Source organism: Streptococcus pseudopneumoniae, assembly GCF_001073085.1.
Classification (GTDB): Bacteria; Bacillota; Bacilli; order Lactobacillales; family Streptococcaceae; genus Streptococcus; species Streptococcus pseudopneumoniae_M.
In genome coordinates this window covers 52,318-70,880 of record NZ_JVFV01000012.1, presented here as the reverse complement: position 1 = coordinate 70,880, position 18,563 = coordinate 52,318, and the positions used below count along the sequence as shown (strand labels likewise).

General features: G+C 39.9%; 12 protein-coding genes. All 12 read right to left on the bottom strand.

The window, feature by feature from the left end; translation table 11 throughout:
• Window positions 1-192 precede the first annotated feature (192 nt).
• The 12 genes from ADH90_RS02165 to ADH90_RS02105 all read right to left on the bottom strand — a co-directional run bounded on the left by ADH90_RS02165 (window position 193) and on the right by ADH90_RS02105 (window position 18,563).
• A complete protein-coding gene (locus ADH90_RS02165) occupies window positions 193-1,077 on the bottom strand; it encodes an ROK family protein (RefSeq protein ID WP_049529759.1) in 885 nt (294 codons plus the stop codon).
• A gap of 15 nt (window positions 1,078-1,092) precedes the next feature.
• Window positions 1,093-2,010, bottom strand: a complete 918-nt coding sequence (locus tag ADH90_RS02160; RefSeq protein ID WP_049529758.1) for a dihydrodipicolinate synthase family protein — start codon at window positions 2,008-2,010, stop codon at window positions 1,093-1,095.
• Between the two features lie 163 nt (window positions 2,011-2,173).
• Window positions 2,174-2,824 (bottom strand): YesL family protein, encoded by a 651-nt coding sequence (locus ADH90_RS02155; protein ID WP_049529757.1) that lies wholly within the window; start codon window positions 2,822-2,824, stop codon window positions 2,174-2,176.
• Between the two features lie 20 nt (window positions 2,825-2,844).
• A complete protein-coding gene (locus ADH90_RS02150; RefSeq protein ID WP_049529756.1) occupies window positions 2,845-3,297 on the bottom strand; it encodes a YhcH/YjgK/YiaL family protein in 453 nt (150 codons plus the stop codon).
• Window positions 3,298-3,739: 442 nt separating this feature from the next.
• Window positions 3,740-4,582 carry a carbohydrate ABC transporter permease gene (locus ADH90_RS02145; protein ID WP_049502842.1) on the bottom strand — a complete coding sequence of 281 codons (843 nt, stop codon included), beginning with the start codon at window positions 4,580-4,582 and terminating at the stop codon, window positions 3,740-3,742.
• A 15-nt stretch (window positions 4,583-4,597) separates the two neighbouring features.
• A complete protein-coding gene (locus ADH90_RS02140; protein WP_075227343.1) occupies window positions 4,598-5,464 on the bottom strand; it encodes a carbohydrate ABC transporter permease in 867 nt (288 codons plus the stop codon).
• A 234-nt stretch (window positions 5,465-5,698) separates the two neighbouring features.
• On the bottom strand, window positions 5,699-7,024 hold the full coding sequence (locus tag ADH90_RS02135; RefSeq protein ID WP_049529755.1) for an ABC transporter substrate-binding protein: 1,326 nt from the start codon (window positions 7,022-7,024) through the stop codon (window positions 5,699-5,701).
• Window positions 7,025-7,141: 117 nt separating this feature from the next.
• Window positions 7,142-7,840, bottom strand: a complete 699-nt coding sequence (locus ADH90_RS02130) for an N-acetylmannosamine-6-phosphate 2-epimerase (protein WP_001135656.1) — start codon at window positions 7,838-7,840, stop codon at window positions 7,142-7,144.
• 293 nt (window positions 7,841-8,133) lie between these two features.
• Entirely contained in the window at window positions 8,134-11,379 is a 3,246-nt protein-coding gene (locus tag ADH90_RS02125) for an SIALI-17 repeat-containing surface protein (RefSeq protein ID WP_049529754.1), read from the bottom strand.
• A gap of 615 nt (window positions 11,380-11,994) precedes the next feature.
• Complete coding sequence (locus ADH90_RS02115) at window positions 11,995-15,840, bottom strand: SIALI-17 repeat-containing surface protein (RefSeq protein ID WP_049529753.1); 3,846 nt, start codon at window positions 15,838-15,840, stop codon at window positions 11,995-11,997.
• Window positions 15,841-16,210: 370 nt separating this feature from the next.
• Window positions 16,211-17,194, bottom strand: a complete 984-nt coding sequence (locus ADH90_RS02110; RefSeq protein WP_049529752.1) for an acetylxylan esterase — start codon at window positions 17,192-17,194, stop codon at window positions 16,211-16,213.
• Window positions 17,195-17,636: 442 nt separating this feature from the next.
• Window positions 17,637-18,563: an ATP-binding cassette domain-containing protein gene (locus tag ADH90_RS02105; protein WP_049529751.1), complete on the bottom strand. Its 927-nt coding sequence runs from the start codon at window positions 18,561-18,563 to the stop codon at window positions 17,637-17,639.

The window sequence follows — 18,563 nt, the reverse complement described above, 5'->3', positions numbered from 1 at the left end:
GTAGAAATCGCTTACATTTTTAAAAAATAAAATAATCTTCCATTAGCAAGAATTTTTCTAGAGTTTTCGCATTATTATAAATATACTATGTTATATTAAAAAATGCAAGGGCTTTCAAAGTTTTAACTGGATTTTTACTAAATGATTATTTTACTATTTATGACTAAAAAATCCTAAATTGGCAAGGCCAACTTAGGATTGTTTTGTTTTGAAGTGATAGTAGGCTCCAAGCATACCTGCAGTATTTTGATGACGCGCAAATTCTAATCTTGTTTTTTCCGCTAAGCTCGGAACAAGCGCATCTTTCAGAGCTGTACGAATTTTCGGTTTCAAAATCGCTTCTTGCCCCATAATACCACCACCTAGTATAACAACCTCTGGATTGGCAACATAACAGATGTTAGCAAGACCTTTCCCAAGATAGTCTACCATACGGTCAATGCCCTCCATACAGAGTTTATTGCCTTCTGTAGCTTCTTTGAAAATTCTACGACCATTCCAATGAGCCACTTCCTCATCATGAGCCTTGGCTACATACTCAACCAAGGCAGTTGTAGAAGCTAGATCTTGGAAAGCCCCATCCTGCATATGCATATAGCCAACTTCACAGGCAGAATTACTAAATCCATGGAAAATCTGGCCATCAATGATTAAACAACCGCCGATGCCCGTTCCGATGGTCAAACAAAGCGTTATTCCTGCACCTTTTCCAGATCCAGAAACAGCTTCTGCTAGCCCTGCGCAGTTGACATCATTTTCAATTTCACAAGGAATTCCAAAGCTTCCTTCAATTTCTTTTTTAAATTGAGTCCCTGCATAGTTCGGGATCTGTGGACCAGCATAGAAAATCTCACCCTTATCAGGATCAACCATTCCCGCTGAAGAAATAGCCACACCTGCCACCGGTCCTTTTTCTAGATAGCTAGCGACTATATCTTTTGTTTTCTGTAAGATATGTGGACCACCCTTATGAGCCTCAGTTGCTACTTCGTGAGACTCTACAAGTTGTCCATCTTGGTCAATCAAACCATATTTGATATTAGTTCCACCAATATCAATTGCAACGTAATTAGTCATAAAGCCTCCTGTTGATTAGAGGAAACGCTCCTTAGTTTCACGAATCAATGCCGCAGCTGCTTCTACAACTGGACGATCTTCTTCGGTCACTGGTGTAAGTGGAGAACGAACTGATCCGATATTAAGTCCTTCATTGATTTTCAAGACTTCTTTGATAACGCCGTACATATTTCCATGAGCTGCAGTTAATTTACCGATGATAGCGTTGATAGCGTATTGCAATTCACGCGCTGTTTCTAGGTCTTTATCTGCAATCAATTGGTTGAGTTTCAAGAAAAGTTCTGGCATAGCACCATAAGTACCACCGATACCAGCTTTAGCACCCATGAGACGGCCACCAAGGAATTGTTCATCTGGACCGTTAAAGACGATATGATCATCACCACCAAGACTAACAAAAGTTTGGATATCTTGAACTGGCATTGAAGAATTTTTAACACCGATAACACGTGGGTTCTTCAACATTTCTGTGTAAAGACTTGGAGTCAAAGCAACACCTGCCAATTGAGGAATGTTATAGATAACATAGTCTGTGTTTGGTGCTGCTGCACTGATGTCGTTCCAGTATTTTGCTACTGAGTATTCAGGCAAACGGAAGTAAATTGGTGGGATTGTTGCGATAGCATCTACCCCCAAGCTTTCAGCATGGCGAGCAAGTTCGATACTGTCTTTAGTATTGTTGCAAGCCACATGAGCAATGATGGTCAATTTACCTTTAGCAACTGCCATGACTTCTTCCAAGATCAATTTGCGGTCTTCTACGCTTTGGTAGATACATTCACCTGAAGAACCATTGACATAAAGCCCCTGAACACCTTTATCAATAAAGTATTGCACCAAGGCACGAGTACGTTCTGGGCTTACTTCACCCGCATCATCATAACATGCGTAGAAGGCAGGAATGACACCTTCATATTTTTTTAAATCTGACATAGATTTCTCCTAAGATTTCTTTTTTCTGCTTTGAGCAGATGATTTTTTACAATTTTAGTATACACCTTGTGAAAATCGCTTTCAATACATCTTAGCCACTTAGATTTTAATTTCTATTCATCTCCCATAGCTTTTCTTGTTTGAAAGTAGTTTCATAACGTTTTCAATCTGCCTGATATTTAGCAAACAATTTTTCCATTAATCCAGCTTGGCAAAAAGCAAGAAGACCAAAGCCAAAAAGTAGAAATGCTGAACCACCAAGCACTAGAGTGAAGCCTGATAGATAGAGAAGCATCATGATTAATAAAATAATTGCAAACATCAAGAAGAACCACACGAAGTTAAAGCTGACCAAAAGCAAGCCCTTTTGAAGAACTTCTTTCCAAGTCAAGTCATAGCGTGCTGCAATTGGATAGCTAGCCAACATGACTAAGGTTAAAAATATCAGAATTCCCAAGCAAATGGCTTTAATGAGCTGGAAGCCTAGGCTGGTTTGCCCCCAGAATAGTGATAAGTCAACAACGCTAATCAGAAAAATTCCTAGTTCCAACAAACCTAACTGGAGACCTAATTTCAAATTTTGCTGAAAGGCTCTCATATAAGTTTTAAAAACAGGAACACGTCGACTACTCTTAACTTCGAAGATTGTCTGATAGAGACTGATTTTCGCTACTCCGATCGTCACAATAGGCAAACAAGACACAACAAAGAGTAGATTAACCGTCACAATATCTAAAACTTTCTCGCAAAAACGCATCAGAAAGTTATCCGTATCAAATGCCGCTTTTATCAATCCAGATCCTTTATGTGCCATTGTTTGCTCCTCCTAACTGACTAATCGATTAAAATTTTAAATAAATATTTGCGAACTTTATCTTCCATACCTGCATAACCATTAGGTTGATGAGGTTCACCTGGGAAAAAGACTGCAAAATTGTGATAACCCAACAAGAGTGGGTATTGTTCATGACAATGGACAAAGCCGATATCGCTAGCTTCATCAAAGGCTACAGCCTCATCTTTGACACGAGAACCATAGCTAGAGTACTCATGTCCTTCAACCAACAAATGCAAATCTGCATATTTTTTATGATGCTCAAAACGATCATTTTCTTCTTGGTTGAGAACATTTTCCTGTACAACTAAGAAGACCTTATCTCCATCAATATCGTATTTACCTAATTCAAAAGTATCTTTACGATGCTCATAGAGATAATCAATAGCCTTGTCCAGATTTGGGTGAATTCCCTTGTAAAAACTAATGTTTTTTAAATCATCAAAAATCATAGTAATTTCCTTCGCTTCTGATACTTATTTTCAATTTGATTCATCTTTTTATAATTTCCCTTAAATAGTGCGGACGGAAGGTAAAATTATCCAGTGGATGATTTTAGAAAACCATGAAATGAAAGACCTAATTTTTGAGCTCCTCGCTCATTCATTTCTAGGCTCAGGCTAAAATAGTTCCCCGAACTATTTTACTCTCAAAAATTCCGTCCAAGATAAGTACAACATACTTATCTTGGATACCACTAAGATGGGAAACAACTATTCTAAATAGTATCTAAAAAGTCAAAAATTAAGTTTATAAGTGTCTAACAAAACTTCAAGAAGTAAGGAACTACTCTCCATTTTGTAGACACTTATATAGCCTATATTCTCTTAGTCTATCAACTATACTTCTGCATACTGATAAACAGATTGTACGATATTCAATTTTCGCAGAGTACTATCCTTTGACAGCTCCCATAGTAATCCCTTGAGTGAAGGATTTTTGGAAGACAAGGAAGACTGTTACGATTGGCACAGCTGCAAGGGCAGCACCAGCCATAATTAAACCATAGTTGGTTGCCATCTCAGCCTGCATAGTCGCAACCCCGAGTGAGATGGTCAAGTTGTTACGAGATGTCAACATTACCAACTGCATAAAGTAGTCATTCCATGTGTTGATGAAAGTAAAGATTGCAAGAGCTGCAAATCCTGGCTTCACAATAGGGAAGGCTACGCTCCAGAATGTACGAATCTCGCCACATCCATCGATTTTAGCAGATTCAAGCAATTCTGTAGGAATGTTTTCACTGAACTGTTTCATGAGGAAGACCCCGAATGGCCATCCGATTAAAGGTAAGATAACTGCCCAAAGAGTGTCGTGGATTCCCATGAAGTTGACGATACGTACCAATGGTACAAGGACAACTTGTTTTGGAAGGGCCATGGCAGCGATGAAGATTGCAAAGAGAATGCGTTGTCCATAGAAACGTTTCTTAGCCAATACATAACCTGCTAGTGAAGAGGTTGCACAAACCAAGAACATCGTTACTAAAGAAATGAACACTGAGTTCCACATCCATTGCAAGGCTGGGTTTTGCACCATCAATTGTTGGAAGTTCTCCATAGTTGGAGCTTTAGGGAACCATTGTGGTGGAATCATAATGGTATCTGGTTGTGATTTGAATGCACCTGTCAAGATCCAGTAGAATGGGAAGATAAACAGTACAGTCAACAAGAGCAAAATGATTGTTGAAATAACAGTAAAGGCTGTTAATGGTTTCTTTTGTTGTGTAGGTTGCATAGCTGTCTCCTTTCCTTAATATTCTACATCATTTCCGAGGATCTTGAATTGAGCGAAGCTGACAAGGGCAATCATAACTGCCAAGAATACACCAATAGTATTGGCATAGCCATATTCAGTCAATTGGAAGGCTTTTTCGTAGAGGTAGTACATAAGTGTACTTGTTGAGTAGTTTGGACCACCAGATGTCAACAATTGAATCAAGGCGAAACATTGGAATGAGTTAATGGTTGTAATGATTGCGATATAAAGTGTTGTTGGAAGGAGGCTTGGCCATTTAATCTTCCAGAATACTTGAAATTCAGTCGCACCGTCAACACGCGCTGCTTCTACAAGTGAATTATCAATATTACCCATTGCAGCGATGTAAAGAATGATTGGTTGACCAACTGATGTTGTCAAGAGAATAATCATAATCGCCATCAAAGCCCAGTTTTTATCTCCCAACCAAGAAATGTTTTGGCTGATGATATGGCTTGACTTAAGTACGAAGTTCAAAATACCTGATAGTGGATCGTAGATCCATTTCCATACTACTGTTACGGCAACACTACCTGTTACTACAGGAAGGAAGAATACGAAACGGTAGAAGGATCTAGCAATAGCATTTTGTTGGTAAGTTTGTGATGCTACAAAGAGCGAGAAGAGTACAACGACTGGTACAGACCCGATAACCAAGATTACGGTATTAATCAAAGATTTTGTAAAGACAGGGTCTTTAAACATACGAATGTAGTTGTCCAAGCCAACAAACTCAAAGCTAGTCATCGAGTAGTTAAAGAAACTTGTGATGAAGCCCATGATCATTGGAGCTAAAACGAAGACGGTAAAGAAGATTAATACTGGTGCTAGGAATGCGTAGGAAATAATAGTTTCCCGCATGCGAATTTTATTGATTTTCACAGTCGGCACCTCACTTTCACATAGTTTTGTTTTTTTGACTGTTATCTGACCCTGATCTAAAATCAAAATGAAATTTTTCTAAGATTCGTCAATGTAAAAACTTCATTTTAATTTTGACCTGTCAGTTGCTTCTATTTCAAACAAAAGTCCCCCTTTTCATACACAGATATGCTCAGGGAAAAGGGGGGGAACTCAGTTTTTATTTAGGGCTTATTATTTAGCTGCTTTTTTGATTGTTTCATTCGCTTTTTCAGTGAATGCTTTCAATGCTGCAGCAGGTTGTTCGTCACCATTTGATACAGCTTGCAACATTGGGAACCAAAGTGTTCTCATTTCAGCAAAACCGTCGATTGTGTTGTAGTATGGTGAGTAGTATTGAGTCCAGCTACCGATTGTTTCCATACGTTTGTCATCATAAAGTTTTCCAAATGAAGTACGAACTGGGAATGCGCCTGTACGAACTACGTCTTTAGGACCCCATTCTTTGTCATCTGCGATGAATTGGATGAATTTCTTAGCTGCTGCGACTTTCTTTTCGTCTTTGTTGTTAAATACTGCAAATCCATTTACAAGGTATTCAAGAGCTGGTTTACCTGAATCAGATGGGAATGGTACTTCTACCACTTCAACTTTACTTGATTCCAAAAGTTTAGCTTGGATGCCATTTTGAGCTGGCGCCCAAAGGATTGTGTAAGAAGTTTGACCATTTGCAAAGTTTTGGATGTCTGCTCCACCGTCAAATTGTGAACCGTTGTTCAACAAACCATCTTTGATCCAGCTTGATGCTTTTTCAAGACCTTTAACGAATTTAGGATCATCAGTTGTGTATTTAGTTACATCTTTGTCAGTTACAGAACCGCCATAAAGGTTAGCGATGAAGGCACGTGTTCCTTGGTCTCCCCCTTGACCTGAACTGAACAATGAACCTGGTGTATACCCTTTATCTTTAAGCGCTTTCAAAACTTTTTCAAAATCATCAGTTGTCCAACCTTCTTTTACAAGGTTTGCAACTCCTGCATCTTCCAACATTTTCTTGTTCATAGCCATGTAGAATGGTGCAGAACTGATTGGATACATGTAAGCTTTATCACCAGCTTTACTTGCTTGGATGATGTTTTCGTTATTGACATCTTTCACAAATTCATCTGTAAAGAGGTCGTTCAAGTCAGCCAATTTACCATTTTTACCGTATTGGATGATACGTCCTGGTGCGTCAAAGAGTACGTCTGGCGCAGTTCCAGCTTCGATTGCTGTAGTGATCTTTTCAGGTCCAGATTTGAAGTCGATTGTTTCTAGTTTAACTTTAACATCTGGATTTGCTTTTTCAAAAGCTTCGATGATAGATTTTTCATAAGTTCCTACACCATCGCCAGTTTTTTCTTGAGTAAAGACTGGGAATGCCCACCAAGTGATTTCAGTTTTTCCACTGTCACTACCTGAGCTAGCCGCATCTTTGTTTGCATCTGATTTGCCACAAGCAGCAAGAGATAGAACCGCAGCACCCGCAAGTACTGTACAAGCTAGTTTTTTAAATTTCATTTGTATTCTCCTAAATGATGATAAGCGTATCCGAATCGGATAATGAGTAATGTGGACTTTGTATACGTTTTCATTTTTTCCTACTAATCAACCACTCTCCTCGTTTTTTATATTGTGTTATTTAAGACCCGCAACAAATCGTTCCGTGATCTCTTTTGGTCTAGTAATAGCGCCACCAACTACGATACCTCGCACCCCGTAACCTAGGATTTGCTTAGCTTGTTCTGGTGTGTGAATTTTTCCTTCAGCGATGACGTCCACCCCTGCATCGCAGAGTTTCTTGATGAGTTCAAAGTCTGGACCGTCCACTTTTGGACTGTAAGATGTGTAACCTGACAAGGTTGTTCCGACAAAGTCAATTCCCGCTTCAACTGCTGTTAGACCTTCCTCAAAGGTACTTGTGTCAGCCATCAAGAGTTGATTTGGATATTTTTCTTTGATTTGGCGGATAAATTCTTGGATCTCTAAACCATCATGACGTTCACGTTTGGTACAGTCAAGAGCAATGACTTCGATATCAAGAGCTGCTAGTTCATCTACCTCTCTCATAGTCGCTGTGATGAATGGTTCCTGTGGTGGATAATCACGTTTAATAATTCCTATAATCGGAAGTTTAGTGACCTCTTTAATCTCCTTAATATCTCGAACACTGTTTGCTCGGATACCGACTGCGCCACCTTGTTCAGCTGCTTTCACCAACAAGGGGATAACTCCTCCCGCTTCTGTGTAGAGCGGTTCATGAGGAAGTGCCTGACAAGAAACGATGATTCCATCTTTGATTTGTTCAATCAAGGCTTCTTTACTAATTTGTGGCATCTACTTTCCTCCTTTTCTTTTCCTTTGTGTTTATGTGACTATTATAGCTTATTATTAAAGCGCTTTCAATAACTTGTGCTAGAATAGATTGGAGTTTCAAAACAATTTTATGCGACAGTTTCTTCTGAAAGTAGTTTCAGGCACATAAAATCTATCCCAACACCTCTTAAATCTTAAAACCAGACCTTTTTTCTCGCAAACATGAAAGAAAAAGGCCGTAACAAATTTTCGTTACGACCCTTTCTAACTAAGATTTAGTTTCACTAAGGAAATCTTCACTTTCAACTATTTGACTAATCTTCTTTTCTCTTCCCCAAAGCAAACATACCAAGGAGCATCCCCACAAGCCCTACTGATGCAAGGGCAGTGGCATCTTTACTTCCTGTCTTAGGAAGAACATCTTGACCAACTGCAGGTGCTTGATAGGTCTTATCTTGTGCCATAGCCTGAGATACAATAGACTGCTGATCTTTGTGATCTGGATTTTTAGGGCTCGCTACTTCTGAACCTTTGGCATCGCCTACAAATCCTGGTTTTTCTATTGACGCGACGTCATTCTTCACACTGCCTGTGAATGCTGGGACTTCATGTACAGCTGCTTCACTGCCATTGACTCCCCCTGTAAATTCTGGAGATTCTGCTTTTGCTGCTTCTACTGCGTTCACACTACCTGTAAATTCTGGTTGTTCATGAACTGCTGCTTCTACACCATTGACTCCACCTGTGAATTCTGGAAGTTCAGCAGTCGCAGCTTCTACACCATTGACTCCACCTGTAAATTCTGGTTGTTCAGCAGTCGCAGCTTCTACACCATTAACACCACCTGTGAATTCTGGTACTTCGTTAACAGCAGCTTCACTACCGTTGGCAGCTCCAGGAATACCTGCTCCTTCAAGACTCACTGGAAGGTTGTGCATACTCTCGATAGCTCCAGAAGCAAGTCCAGTTATCTTCTGACCAAGATCTGACTTGTCTATTGTAAATAGAAGAGTCTTAGTATCGTACTGGGTCATGAAGTTTACTTTTCTACCATTTGCCAACTGAAGTGTTGGGATTTTGTTAACCAAAACTTCTGAATCAAACTCTACTGCAAGAATTCCTGGCCATTTTTCAATAACATTTTTAACTTTGGCTTCTTTAGGAGAAATTCTTTCCTTCGTTAGGAAATCCCAGTTGAATTTCTTGAAGGATAGAGTATAAGGATTGCCTCCAGCTTCATGATGTTCGTACAAGAGACCAAATTCTTTTGGTCCGATTTGTTGAAGTGAGTTATAGGCATACTCCCCTTCTTGAATCAAATGATGATGCAGCCAAGTCAACTCGCCATCTTCTTCTACGCGAGCTACTCGAATGTAACCATTCTTACGACCTGGGCCATTAGCATTTGCTAGAAGGATGTACTCTTTACCATCTTGAACCGTATGAGTTGCCGCCATTTGAACATAGACATCTGGTACATCATAGCGCGCTACATAGTTGTCCCATGTAATACCACCATCATTACTTGTCGCAACCTGCAAATCACCTGTCAAACCACGCATAAAGAGTTTCAACTGACCATTGTTCAGCTGAACAACAGAAGCTTCTGTATTTTGAGCATAGTAATTGTTCATGTTGCTTGAATCAACTACTGTACCATCATAAAGTGTACGGTTATCATTGACACCGCCACCCATATGCCAAGTCTTACCATGGTCATCTGAGTAGATAATACGAGATGATTGAGAACCATTGAGGTGGTTAGTACGGTTTGTCGTATAAACAGGAACAACGATTCGACCTTTATGAGGTCCATTCTGGAGGGTAATGCCCACTCCAGGTCCCACACCTAAGAATTTCATCCAATCAGCTTTGACCATTGGGGTAATATCTTGTGGTGCAGACCAAGTCTTACCGTCATCATCACTATAAGACATCCAGAGATAGCTGTCTTTAGCAATTCTAAATGGAGAGGTTTTATTGCTTGTAAAGTAGATATTTCCTAGCAGTTGCTCACCCTGATAAAGGTCGCCTTTATCGCTATAAGCCGGCTTGACTGGATTTACAACAACACGGTAATCCGTTGCCTGACCATCTGGTGTGTAGACAAGGCCATTTTCACGAATGGTATAGGCTCCATTTTCTCCTTTACGGTAGAGAATTTGGTAGGTTTTTCCATCAATTTCTTTATAAGCTTCCTCTTTTTCAGCTGACATTCCAAAGATACCTTTTCCTTCTGGGAACATATCATAGACTGAAAAAATGCGTTTGGTTTCAGTATCTTGGGCTAAAACCATATCGATATTTACTGGTGAACCAACAGATGGATCAGTAGCTTTTGGATTGTCGCGTAGATTCGTAAGTGTGATACGATCGCCCCATGTGTGACCCTGATCTTCACTTCGTTTGACGACCATACCGATATCGCCCCAGTCATAGTGGTGCAAACGACGTTCGTCAGCTCCAGCAATCAAAGTTCCTTTGTCAGTCTTAAGGAGGGCTGGAATACGATAGCTATTAATACCATCTGGATTTGACTGCCCATTTTTACCAGCTTCAAAGACATCCTTTTTATCTGTTATCTCAGCTCCTTCTGGAAGCTTTTTCTCTAATTCGGATCTTTCAAAGAGGTAGCTACGATTTTGAACTTCTTCTGGACTCAAGGCACGATCGTAAACAGTTAGATTACGAACTTGTAAGCCCGCCCCCCAAACCATACTTCCCGCACGATTTGTGGAACCAATTTGCATATGATTTACATCAGGCATATCTTTGATAAAGCGTCCTGATTTCTTACTTGTTCGTGACAAGACTCCATTTACATAGAGACGAACTTGTCCATCTGGAGAATCTGCACTTGGTCTTTCAACTGTAAAGGTTACTGAGTTCCACTGACCTGGTTTGACTGTTAATGGTGCGTCTGTGTATCTATCATAAAATTGGTCGCCGTTTTGATCGCGCCCCTCAGTCAAGGCAACGTTGTTATAAACAGCCATGGTGAAATATTCATTTCGAACCGTATCACTTGAGACTGAGAAAAGGTTGTAAAATGCTGGTGCGGAAGTATCTGGTTTGAACTCCATATGAATGGTCGCATTTTGAAGCTGTTTCAGTTTGTCCAATTGCTCTGTCAGATCAATTCTATTGCTATTTGCAGCATTAGTCTCTACATCTTCCTTTTCAAGAACAGTATTGACATTTTCCAACTCTCTAGCATAGTAATCACGTGGAAGTGAAGCTGGATCTTTTTCGGTTTCTCTAGTTGCTTCTGCCGTTTCTGCTGTTGCAGTTGTCTCTGTTCCAGTATGTGCTTCTGTAGATGTATGTGTGACTGTATCTACCCCATTAGACTCTGTCGCACTCTTTTCAGTATCTACTGCTTTTTCTGCCTGATCCTTCTCTACTCCTAGTTCTGTCGTTTCCTTATTGGTAGCTGTTGCTTCTTGTGCCAATACTGGCGATGCACCAAAAACAACTGCTCCAATCACTACTGAAGCGGCTCCTACTGTAAATTTGCGAATTCCGTATCGTTGTTTTCTATCCAACTGATTATGCTTCATCTTTCTTCCTTTCATTTTTAAAAATAAAGCGCTTTCTTTTTTGATTAAAATTTTTAGTCATCTGACTAAATGACAAAAATTACTTTTTCACGAATGGTTACACTCGCTCTTTCAAATTTTCTCTCACTTAACGACCCATCGTTAACTAGAGTCTCCTACTCCTTTCAAATTTTATCTTATTCTCATTATATAATAAATTTCTCTATTTTAAGATAGATGAATATAGAACAGATTTTACTTTCGGTTTTAGAAATATAAAATTGGACATTTAAAACTACTTTCGGATGCTTTGGATTTTTCTAACATAAAATTGCAGTTGAATCGTTTTTTAATGAACTTTATCTCAAACTTATACTCAATGAAAATCAAAGAGCAAACTAGGAAGCTAGCCGCAGGTTGCTCAAAACACCGTTTTGAGGTTGTGGATAGAACTGACGAAGTCAGTAACACATATACGGTAAGGCGAAGCTGACGTGGTTTGAATTTGATTTTCGAAGAGTATTAACTATTTGACTCCTGATTTATCTAGATCAAAAAGGCCGTAACTGGTTCTAGTCACGACCCTTTCTAATATAAGATCAAATTTCTCTATGAATTTCGTTGGTTTTAACTATTTCATTGATCTTCTTTTTTCTTGCCCATGGCAAACATACCTAGGAGCATGCCTACAAATCCTAGAGAGGCAAGAGGAGCAAGATCTTCACTTCCTGTTTCAGGAAGAAGTTGCTGATGAGCAGCAGGGGCTTGATAAGTTTTATCTTGTGCCATAGCTTGAACCACAATTGACTGTTCTCCCTTATACTCTGAGACCTCATGGATAGCAGCTTCTAGCCCATTGACACCGCCTGTATATTCTGGCACCTCTAACTTAGCTGCCTCTACTCCATTGACGCCACCTGTATACTCTGGAATTTCTAACTTAGCTGCCTCTACTCCATTCACGCCACCTGTATACTCTGGAACTTCTAACTTAGCAGATTCTACTGCATTGACGCCACCTGTGTATTCTGGCACCTCTAACTTAGCGGATTCCACTGCATTGACGCCACCTGTGTATTCTGGAACTTCTAACTTAGCAGATTCTACCGCATTGACACCACCTGTATACTCTGGTGCTTCTAACTTAGCGGATTCCACTGCATTGACACCACCTGTGTACTCTGGAACTTCTAACTTAGTGGCCTCCACTCCATTAACACCACCTGTATATTCTGGAACCTCTAACTTAGCAGCCTCTAATCCATTCACGCCACCTGTGTACTCTGGGGTTTCTAACTTAGCGGATTCTACTCCATTCACGCCACCTGTGTACTCTGGAATTTCTGATGTAGTTGCCTCCTCACCATTGACGCCACCTTCGAAGGCTGGAACGTCATGAATGACAGATTCCCCTTTTGAGCTTTCTACTAGACTACCTTCTGGAACTTCATGAACCACGGCTTCTTCGCCGTTCACACCGCCTTCAAATTCCGAAATCTCATGAATGGCGGCTTCCGCACCATTAACCCCACCTTCGAAGGCTGGAACTTCGTTAATAGTTCCTGGTGGATTTTCTTTAACCTCTATTTCTGGAACTTCATGAACTGCGGCTTCTTCGCCGTTCACACCACCTTCAAAGGCTGGTACATCATGAACGTCTGCTTCCTCACCGTTGACGCCACCTTCAAAGGCTGGATCCTCATGAACTGTACCTTCACCATTGACTGCACCTGTAAATTCTGGGACTTCATGGATTTCTGCTTTTGCTCCATTTTTACCACCAGGGACTCCTGCACCTTCAAAACTTACAGGCAAATTATGCATGCTCTCAATTGCACCATCAATGATTTCGGTAATTTCTTGACCAATATCTTCCTTGTTAACTGCGAAAAGCAATGTTTTTGTATCGTATTGCGTCAAGAAAGTCGCAAAATTACCATTTGCCAATTTAAGAACTGGTGGTTGATTCACCAATACTTCAGAATCAAATTCTAGAGCAATGACATTTTTGCTCATCTCCACAGCATTTTTTACAGTTGCTTTTGTTGGAGCAATTCTATCCTTGCTTAAGAAATCCCAGTTGAATTTCTTATAAGACAAGGTGTATTCATTTTGAGTGGCAGTTGCATGCTCATAAAGCAAGCCAAATTCACCATTTCCAAGATCTTGCAATGAGTTATAGGCAAATTTGCCACTTTGAATTGGATTGTGCTTGAGCCAAGTTAGGTCTCCATTGGCTTCCACACGCGCTAAGTGCACCAGACCATTGTAACGTCCTGGCCCACCTGCATTACTGAGGATGATATATTCCTTACCATCTTGTACCGTATGAATGGCAGACATTTGAACGTAGACATCTTTGACATCTGAATAGCGTTTTACATCTTTTTCCCAAGTCGCTCCGCCATCTTTACTTGTTGCAACCTGCAAATCTCCTGTCAATCCACGCATGAAGAGTTTGAGGTCTCCATTATTCAACTGAACAACAGTGGACTCAGTATTTTGAGCACCTGGATTATTCATAGTTGAAGAGTGAATTGTTTGGTTGCCTACTGGGCGGTTATCATTGACAGCTTCACCAGCGTGCCAAGTTTCACCATGATCATCTGAATAAATAACGCGTGAAGACTGGGATCCACTTAGGTAGGATACGTTGTTTGTTGTGTAGGCTGGGATAACCAGACGCCCTTTATGAGGTCCTGAATGCAAGGCAATACCTGTACCAGGTCCAGTACCTAAGAAGTGCATCCAGTCCTTACGAATACCGTATGTAATATCTTTTGGTGCAGACCAAGTTTTACCATCGTCATCACTATAAGACATCCAGAGATAGTTGGTGTTTGAAACTCTAAAGATATTCTTGTCGCTATAATCGAAGTAGACATTACCAATCAGTTCTTCACCTTTATACAAATCACCCTTATCACTATAGGCTGGTTTCTTAGGATCAACTACAACACGGTATTCTGTCTTTCTATTTTCAGGGTCAAAGACTTCACCTTTTTCACGGATTGTATAACGTCCTGCTTCACCTTTTTTGTACAGAACTTGGTAAACCTTGTCACCAATTTGCTCATAGGCTTGTGGTGCTTTTCCTGGTAAATCTCTGACAGCTTCACCTTCTACGAACATATCAAAAATAGAGAAGATTCGCTTAGTTTTCGGATCTTGGACTAGGGCCATGTCAATGTTGACTGGTGATCCCGCATGAGCTCTTCTGGCATTCTCATTATCACGAGGATTTGAGATGACAATTCTATCTCCCCATGTTTTGCCCTTATCATCACTACGACGAACAACCATACCGATGTCGCCCCAGTCAGAGTGATGCAAGCGTCTCTCATCTGCACCAGCAATTAAGGTTCCCTTATCAGTTTTCAGCAAGGCTGGAATGCGGTAGCTTGCGATACCATCTTTATTTGGCTTGCGGTTCTCACCACCTTCAAAAACATCCAGTTTATCAGTAACTTCTGCTCCTTCAGGAAGTTTCTTCTCCAACTCTCCTCTTTCAAAAAGTTGGCTACGTTTTTTAACTTCTTCTTGAGAAAGAGCACGGTCATAAACCGTTAGATTACGGACTTTAAGATTGGCACCCCAGAAGTTTTTGCCTGTGCGTTTTGTTGTACCGATTTGTACATGGTTGACATCTGGCATATCTTGAATGAAACGACCAGACTGAGGACTTGTACGCGACAAGACACCATTCACATAGACACGAACTTGACCTTTTGGTTGGTCTGCATTTGGTCTTTCAACTGTAAAGGTTACAGAGTTCCACTCACCTGGCTTAATCTTCAAAGGAGCAGTTTTATAATCACCATAGAATTGGTTTCCATTTGCATCACGACCTTCAACGATAGCTGTGTTATCAAGGATGGCCATAGTGAAATACTCATTTACTTTGGTATCACTAGAAACTGAGAAGAGGTTGTAAAAACGTGGAGCAGATGCATCTGGCTTAAACTCCATATGAATGGTCGCATTTTGAAGTTTTTTAAGCTTGTCGAGCTCCTCCTTCATGTCAACTCTTTGACCGTTTGAAGGATTGGTTTCAACATCTTCTTTCTCTATAACAGTATTGGCATTTTCCAACTCTCTTGCATAAAAGTCACGGGGAATGTTTCCAACTTCCTCGTCTTCACTCTCTGTAGCTGGAGTTTCGTTTGATGCTTCTGTTTCTGTTGGTTTTTCAGACCCTGGGTTTGCTTGCAACTCTTCACGGCTCACTTCTGTGCCCTTATCTGTTGCCGTTGCCAATTTGTCTGCAAGTTCCTTATCGAGATTCGTCAGATTTCCTGTCTCTACTTCCTTAGGCAATTCTGGCAAAGATTGCCCCGCTGTTTCACCATTCGTTGATGGAGCCTCTTGAGCCAAAGCAGGGGCAGCACCAAAAACAACCGCTCCAATCACTACTGAAGCCGCTCCAACTGCAAATTTCCGAATTCCATATCTCTGTTTTCTATCAAAATCTCTCTGTTTCATGTGTTCCCTTCCGTTATTTTTTTAAAAATAAAGCGCTTTCTTTTTTGCTTAAAATTTTTAGCCTTTCAGACTAGCTGCAAATAAGAAACTGTATTATTGAATGAAATTGCCATTCTTTGTAAATGAAATGCTGTTGCTCTTTTATAAATTCCAAGTTAAAAGATTCGCAACTAGCTATACTCCTTTCAAATTTTATCTTAATCATATTATATAATAAATATTCTAAATTTTAGACTTTATAATCTATAATAGATTCTACTTTCAAAGATATTTAGAAGTTTCAAACTGCCTGAAACTACTTTCTCATTATCTGGGTCACATAAAGAAAAGCCTGTAGTTCATTCGAAACTACAGAGCTTTTTTTCAATTTTTAGTGACCAAGATATGTAAAGGGGATCTCACTACCACACAACCAATTGTAAACTTGATCATTGACATGAACATTCATGGCCTCATGAGCGTATTCAGGCATGATACGATAACTCTTTTCACAAGTCAGACGGTTGTAAATAGCAAACTGGGTGATTGGATAGCAGACATCATCATCAAGCCCAGTAATCATTCGAACTTCCCCCTTAATGCGATGGGCAAGATTTTTTACATCGATATAAGCGAGCGTCTCCATAATCTGCTCTTCTGTCTCATGGAATGGATCATGGAACTTAAAGTAACGAAAGAGCTCATCATAGGCTTCGCTGGTATTTCCAATCTCTAGCACTCGTCTAAAGTCTGATAAGAATGGATAAATAGCAACTGTACGTTTGATACGTGGATTTAACCCCGCAGCCACTAGAGCTAGTGCCCCTCCTTGAGAAGCTCCATAGCTTGCTAATTGCCCCTCATCCACTTGTGGGAAACTAGCGACAATTTCAATCAACTGATAGATATCTAGATAGACATCTTTATAGAAGAGTTGCTCTTTTCCTTCTACTGCACCACGAATGATTTGGCCCTTAACTGTATTTCCGAGAGGTGAGCGCAGGCCATCTTGTGAGTATCCAGATTGTCCACGAACATCCATCGATACGACACCATAACCAGCTACTGTAAAGGCTAGCATATCTGTCCAATCCCAGCAACGTCCCATATAGCCATGGAAGTGGAAAATGACAGGTACTTTCTTTTCTGATTTTGGTAAGACTATACGCGCATATACAAGGCCATCACGGGTACCTTTAAAGCTTAACTCATAACACTTCACATTTGGAATATGAAAATCACGTTCCTCTAGTTGATAATCTGGCAAGACCGAAACCTTATCAATCTCCCCATCCCAAAAAGCATCAAAATCATGAGGAACTTCATCCCTTCCTTGGTATGTTTTCATTTCTTCTACTAATGCTGGATTTCTCATAAAACCCTCCTTAATTTTGTAACCGTTACCATAACTCTAGCACATATAGGTAGGCTTTGCAAGATGGATTTTTAAATAGAAAGTGATTTTAATTTTGAAGATTCATAAAAGCTTATCTGAAAGTAGTTTTATTCATTCCATTCTGTATAGATTCAATACTCTTTCAAAGAAAACAGCTCCTTTGATCTCTCATCCAATTGTCATTGAAGACTAATCTTATACTCTTCGAAAATCAAATTCAAACTACGTCAGCTTTATCTGCAACCTCAAAGCCGTGCTTTGAGCAACCTGCGGCTAGCTTCCTAGTTTGCTCTTTGATTTTCATTGAGTATTAGCATGTTCTCGGGTATTTAGTTGTCTATCTTTAAACTAGTTTTTTACAAAAATAAAAAAGCTTCATAATCTTAATAGAATTGTTCTATCAAGATTACAAAACTCTTTCTTATTTCAAATCTTTTTTATAGCGTTCCAACTCAGCTTGGTTTGCCCAAACATAGTGACCTTGACGAATTTCTACCATAGAAGGTTTATCAGTTTCATAGTCATGTTGATCTGGATCATAGACTTTCAAAACTTTTTTACGTTCCAAGATTGGGTCTGGAATAGGAACAGCTGATAGAAGTGCTTGCGTATATGGATGAACTGGATTGTTAAATAATTCTTCAGTTTCAGCCACTTCAACAATAACACCCTTATAAATTACCGCGATACGATCAGAGATGAAACGAACTACTGACAAATCGTGGGCGATAAAGAGATAAGTCAATCCTAATTCTTTTTGGAATTTCTTGAGCAAGTTCAAAACTTGGGCACGTACTGAAACGTCCAAGGCTGAAATTGGCTCATCCGCAATAACGAAGTCAGGTTGCATAACCAAGGCACGGGCAATCCCGATACGTTGACGTTGTCCACCTGAAAACTCATGTGGGTAACGTGTCAAGTGTTCAGCCAAAAGTCCCACTTCACGAATGATATTTTGAACTTTTTCTTTTCTTTCTTCTTCATCTTTAAATAAATGGTAGTTATAAAGACCTTCAGAAATGATATAATCAACTGTTGCACGTTCATTCAAACTTGCAGCAGGGTCCTGGAAAATCATTTGGATACGACGGATTAATTCCGAAGCTTGTTCACGTGATTTTTTACCATTAATTTTTTTACCTTCAAAGATGATATCACCTTTGCTAGTATCATTAAGACCGATAATAGCACGACCAATTGTTGTCTTACCACTACCAGACTCTCCAACAAGTGAGAAAGTTTCTCCTTTGTTGATAAAGAAGTTCGCATTTTTAACAGCGACAAACTTTTTGCTTCCTTCACCGAAGGAAATTTCTAAGTCTTTAATTTCTACTAATTTTTCAGACAT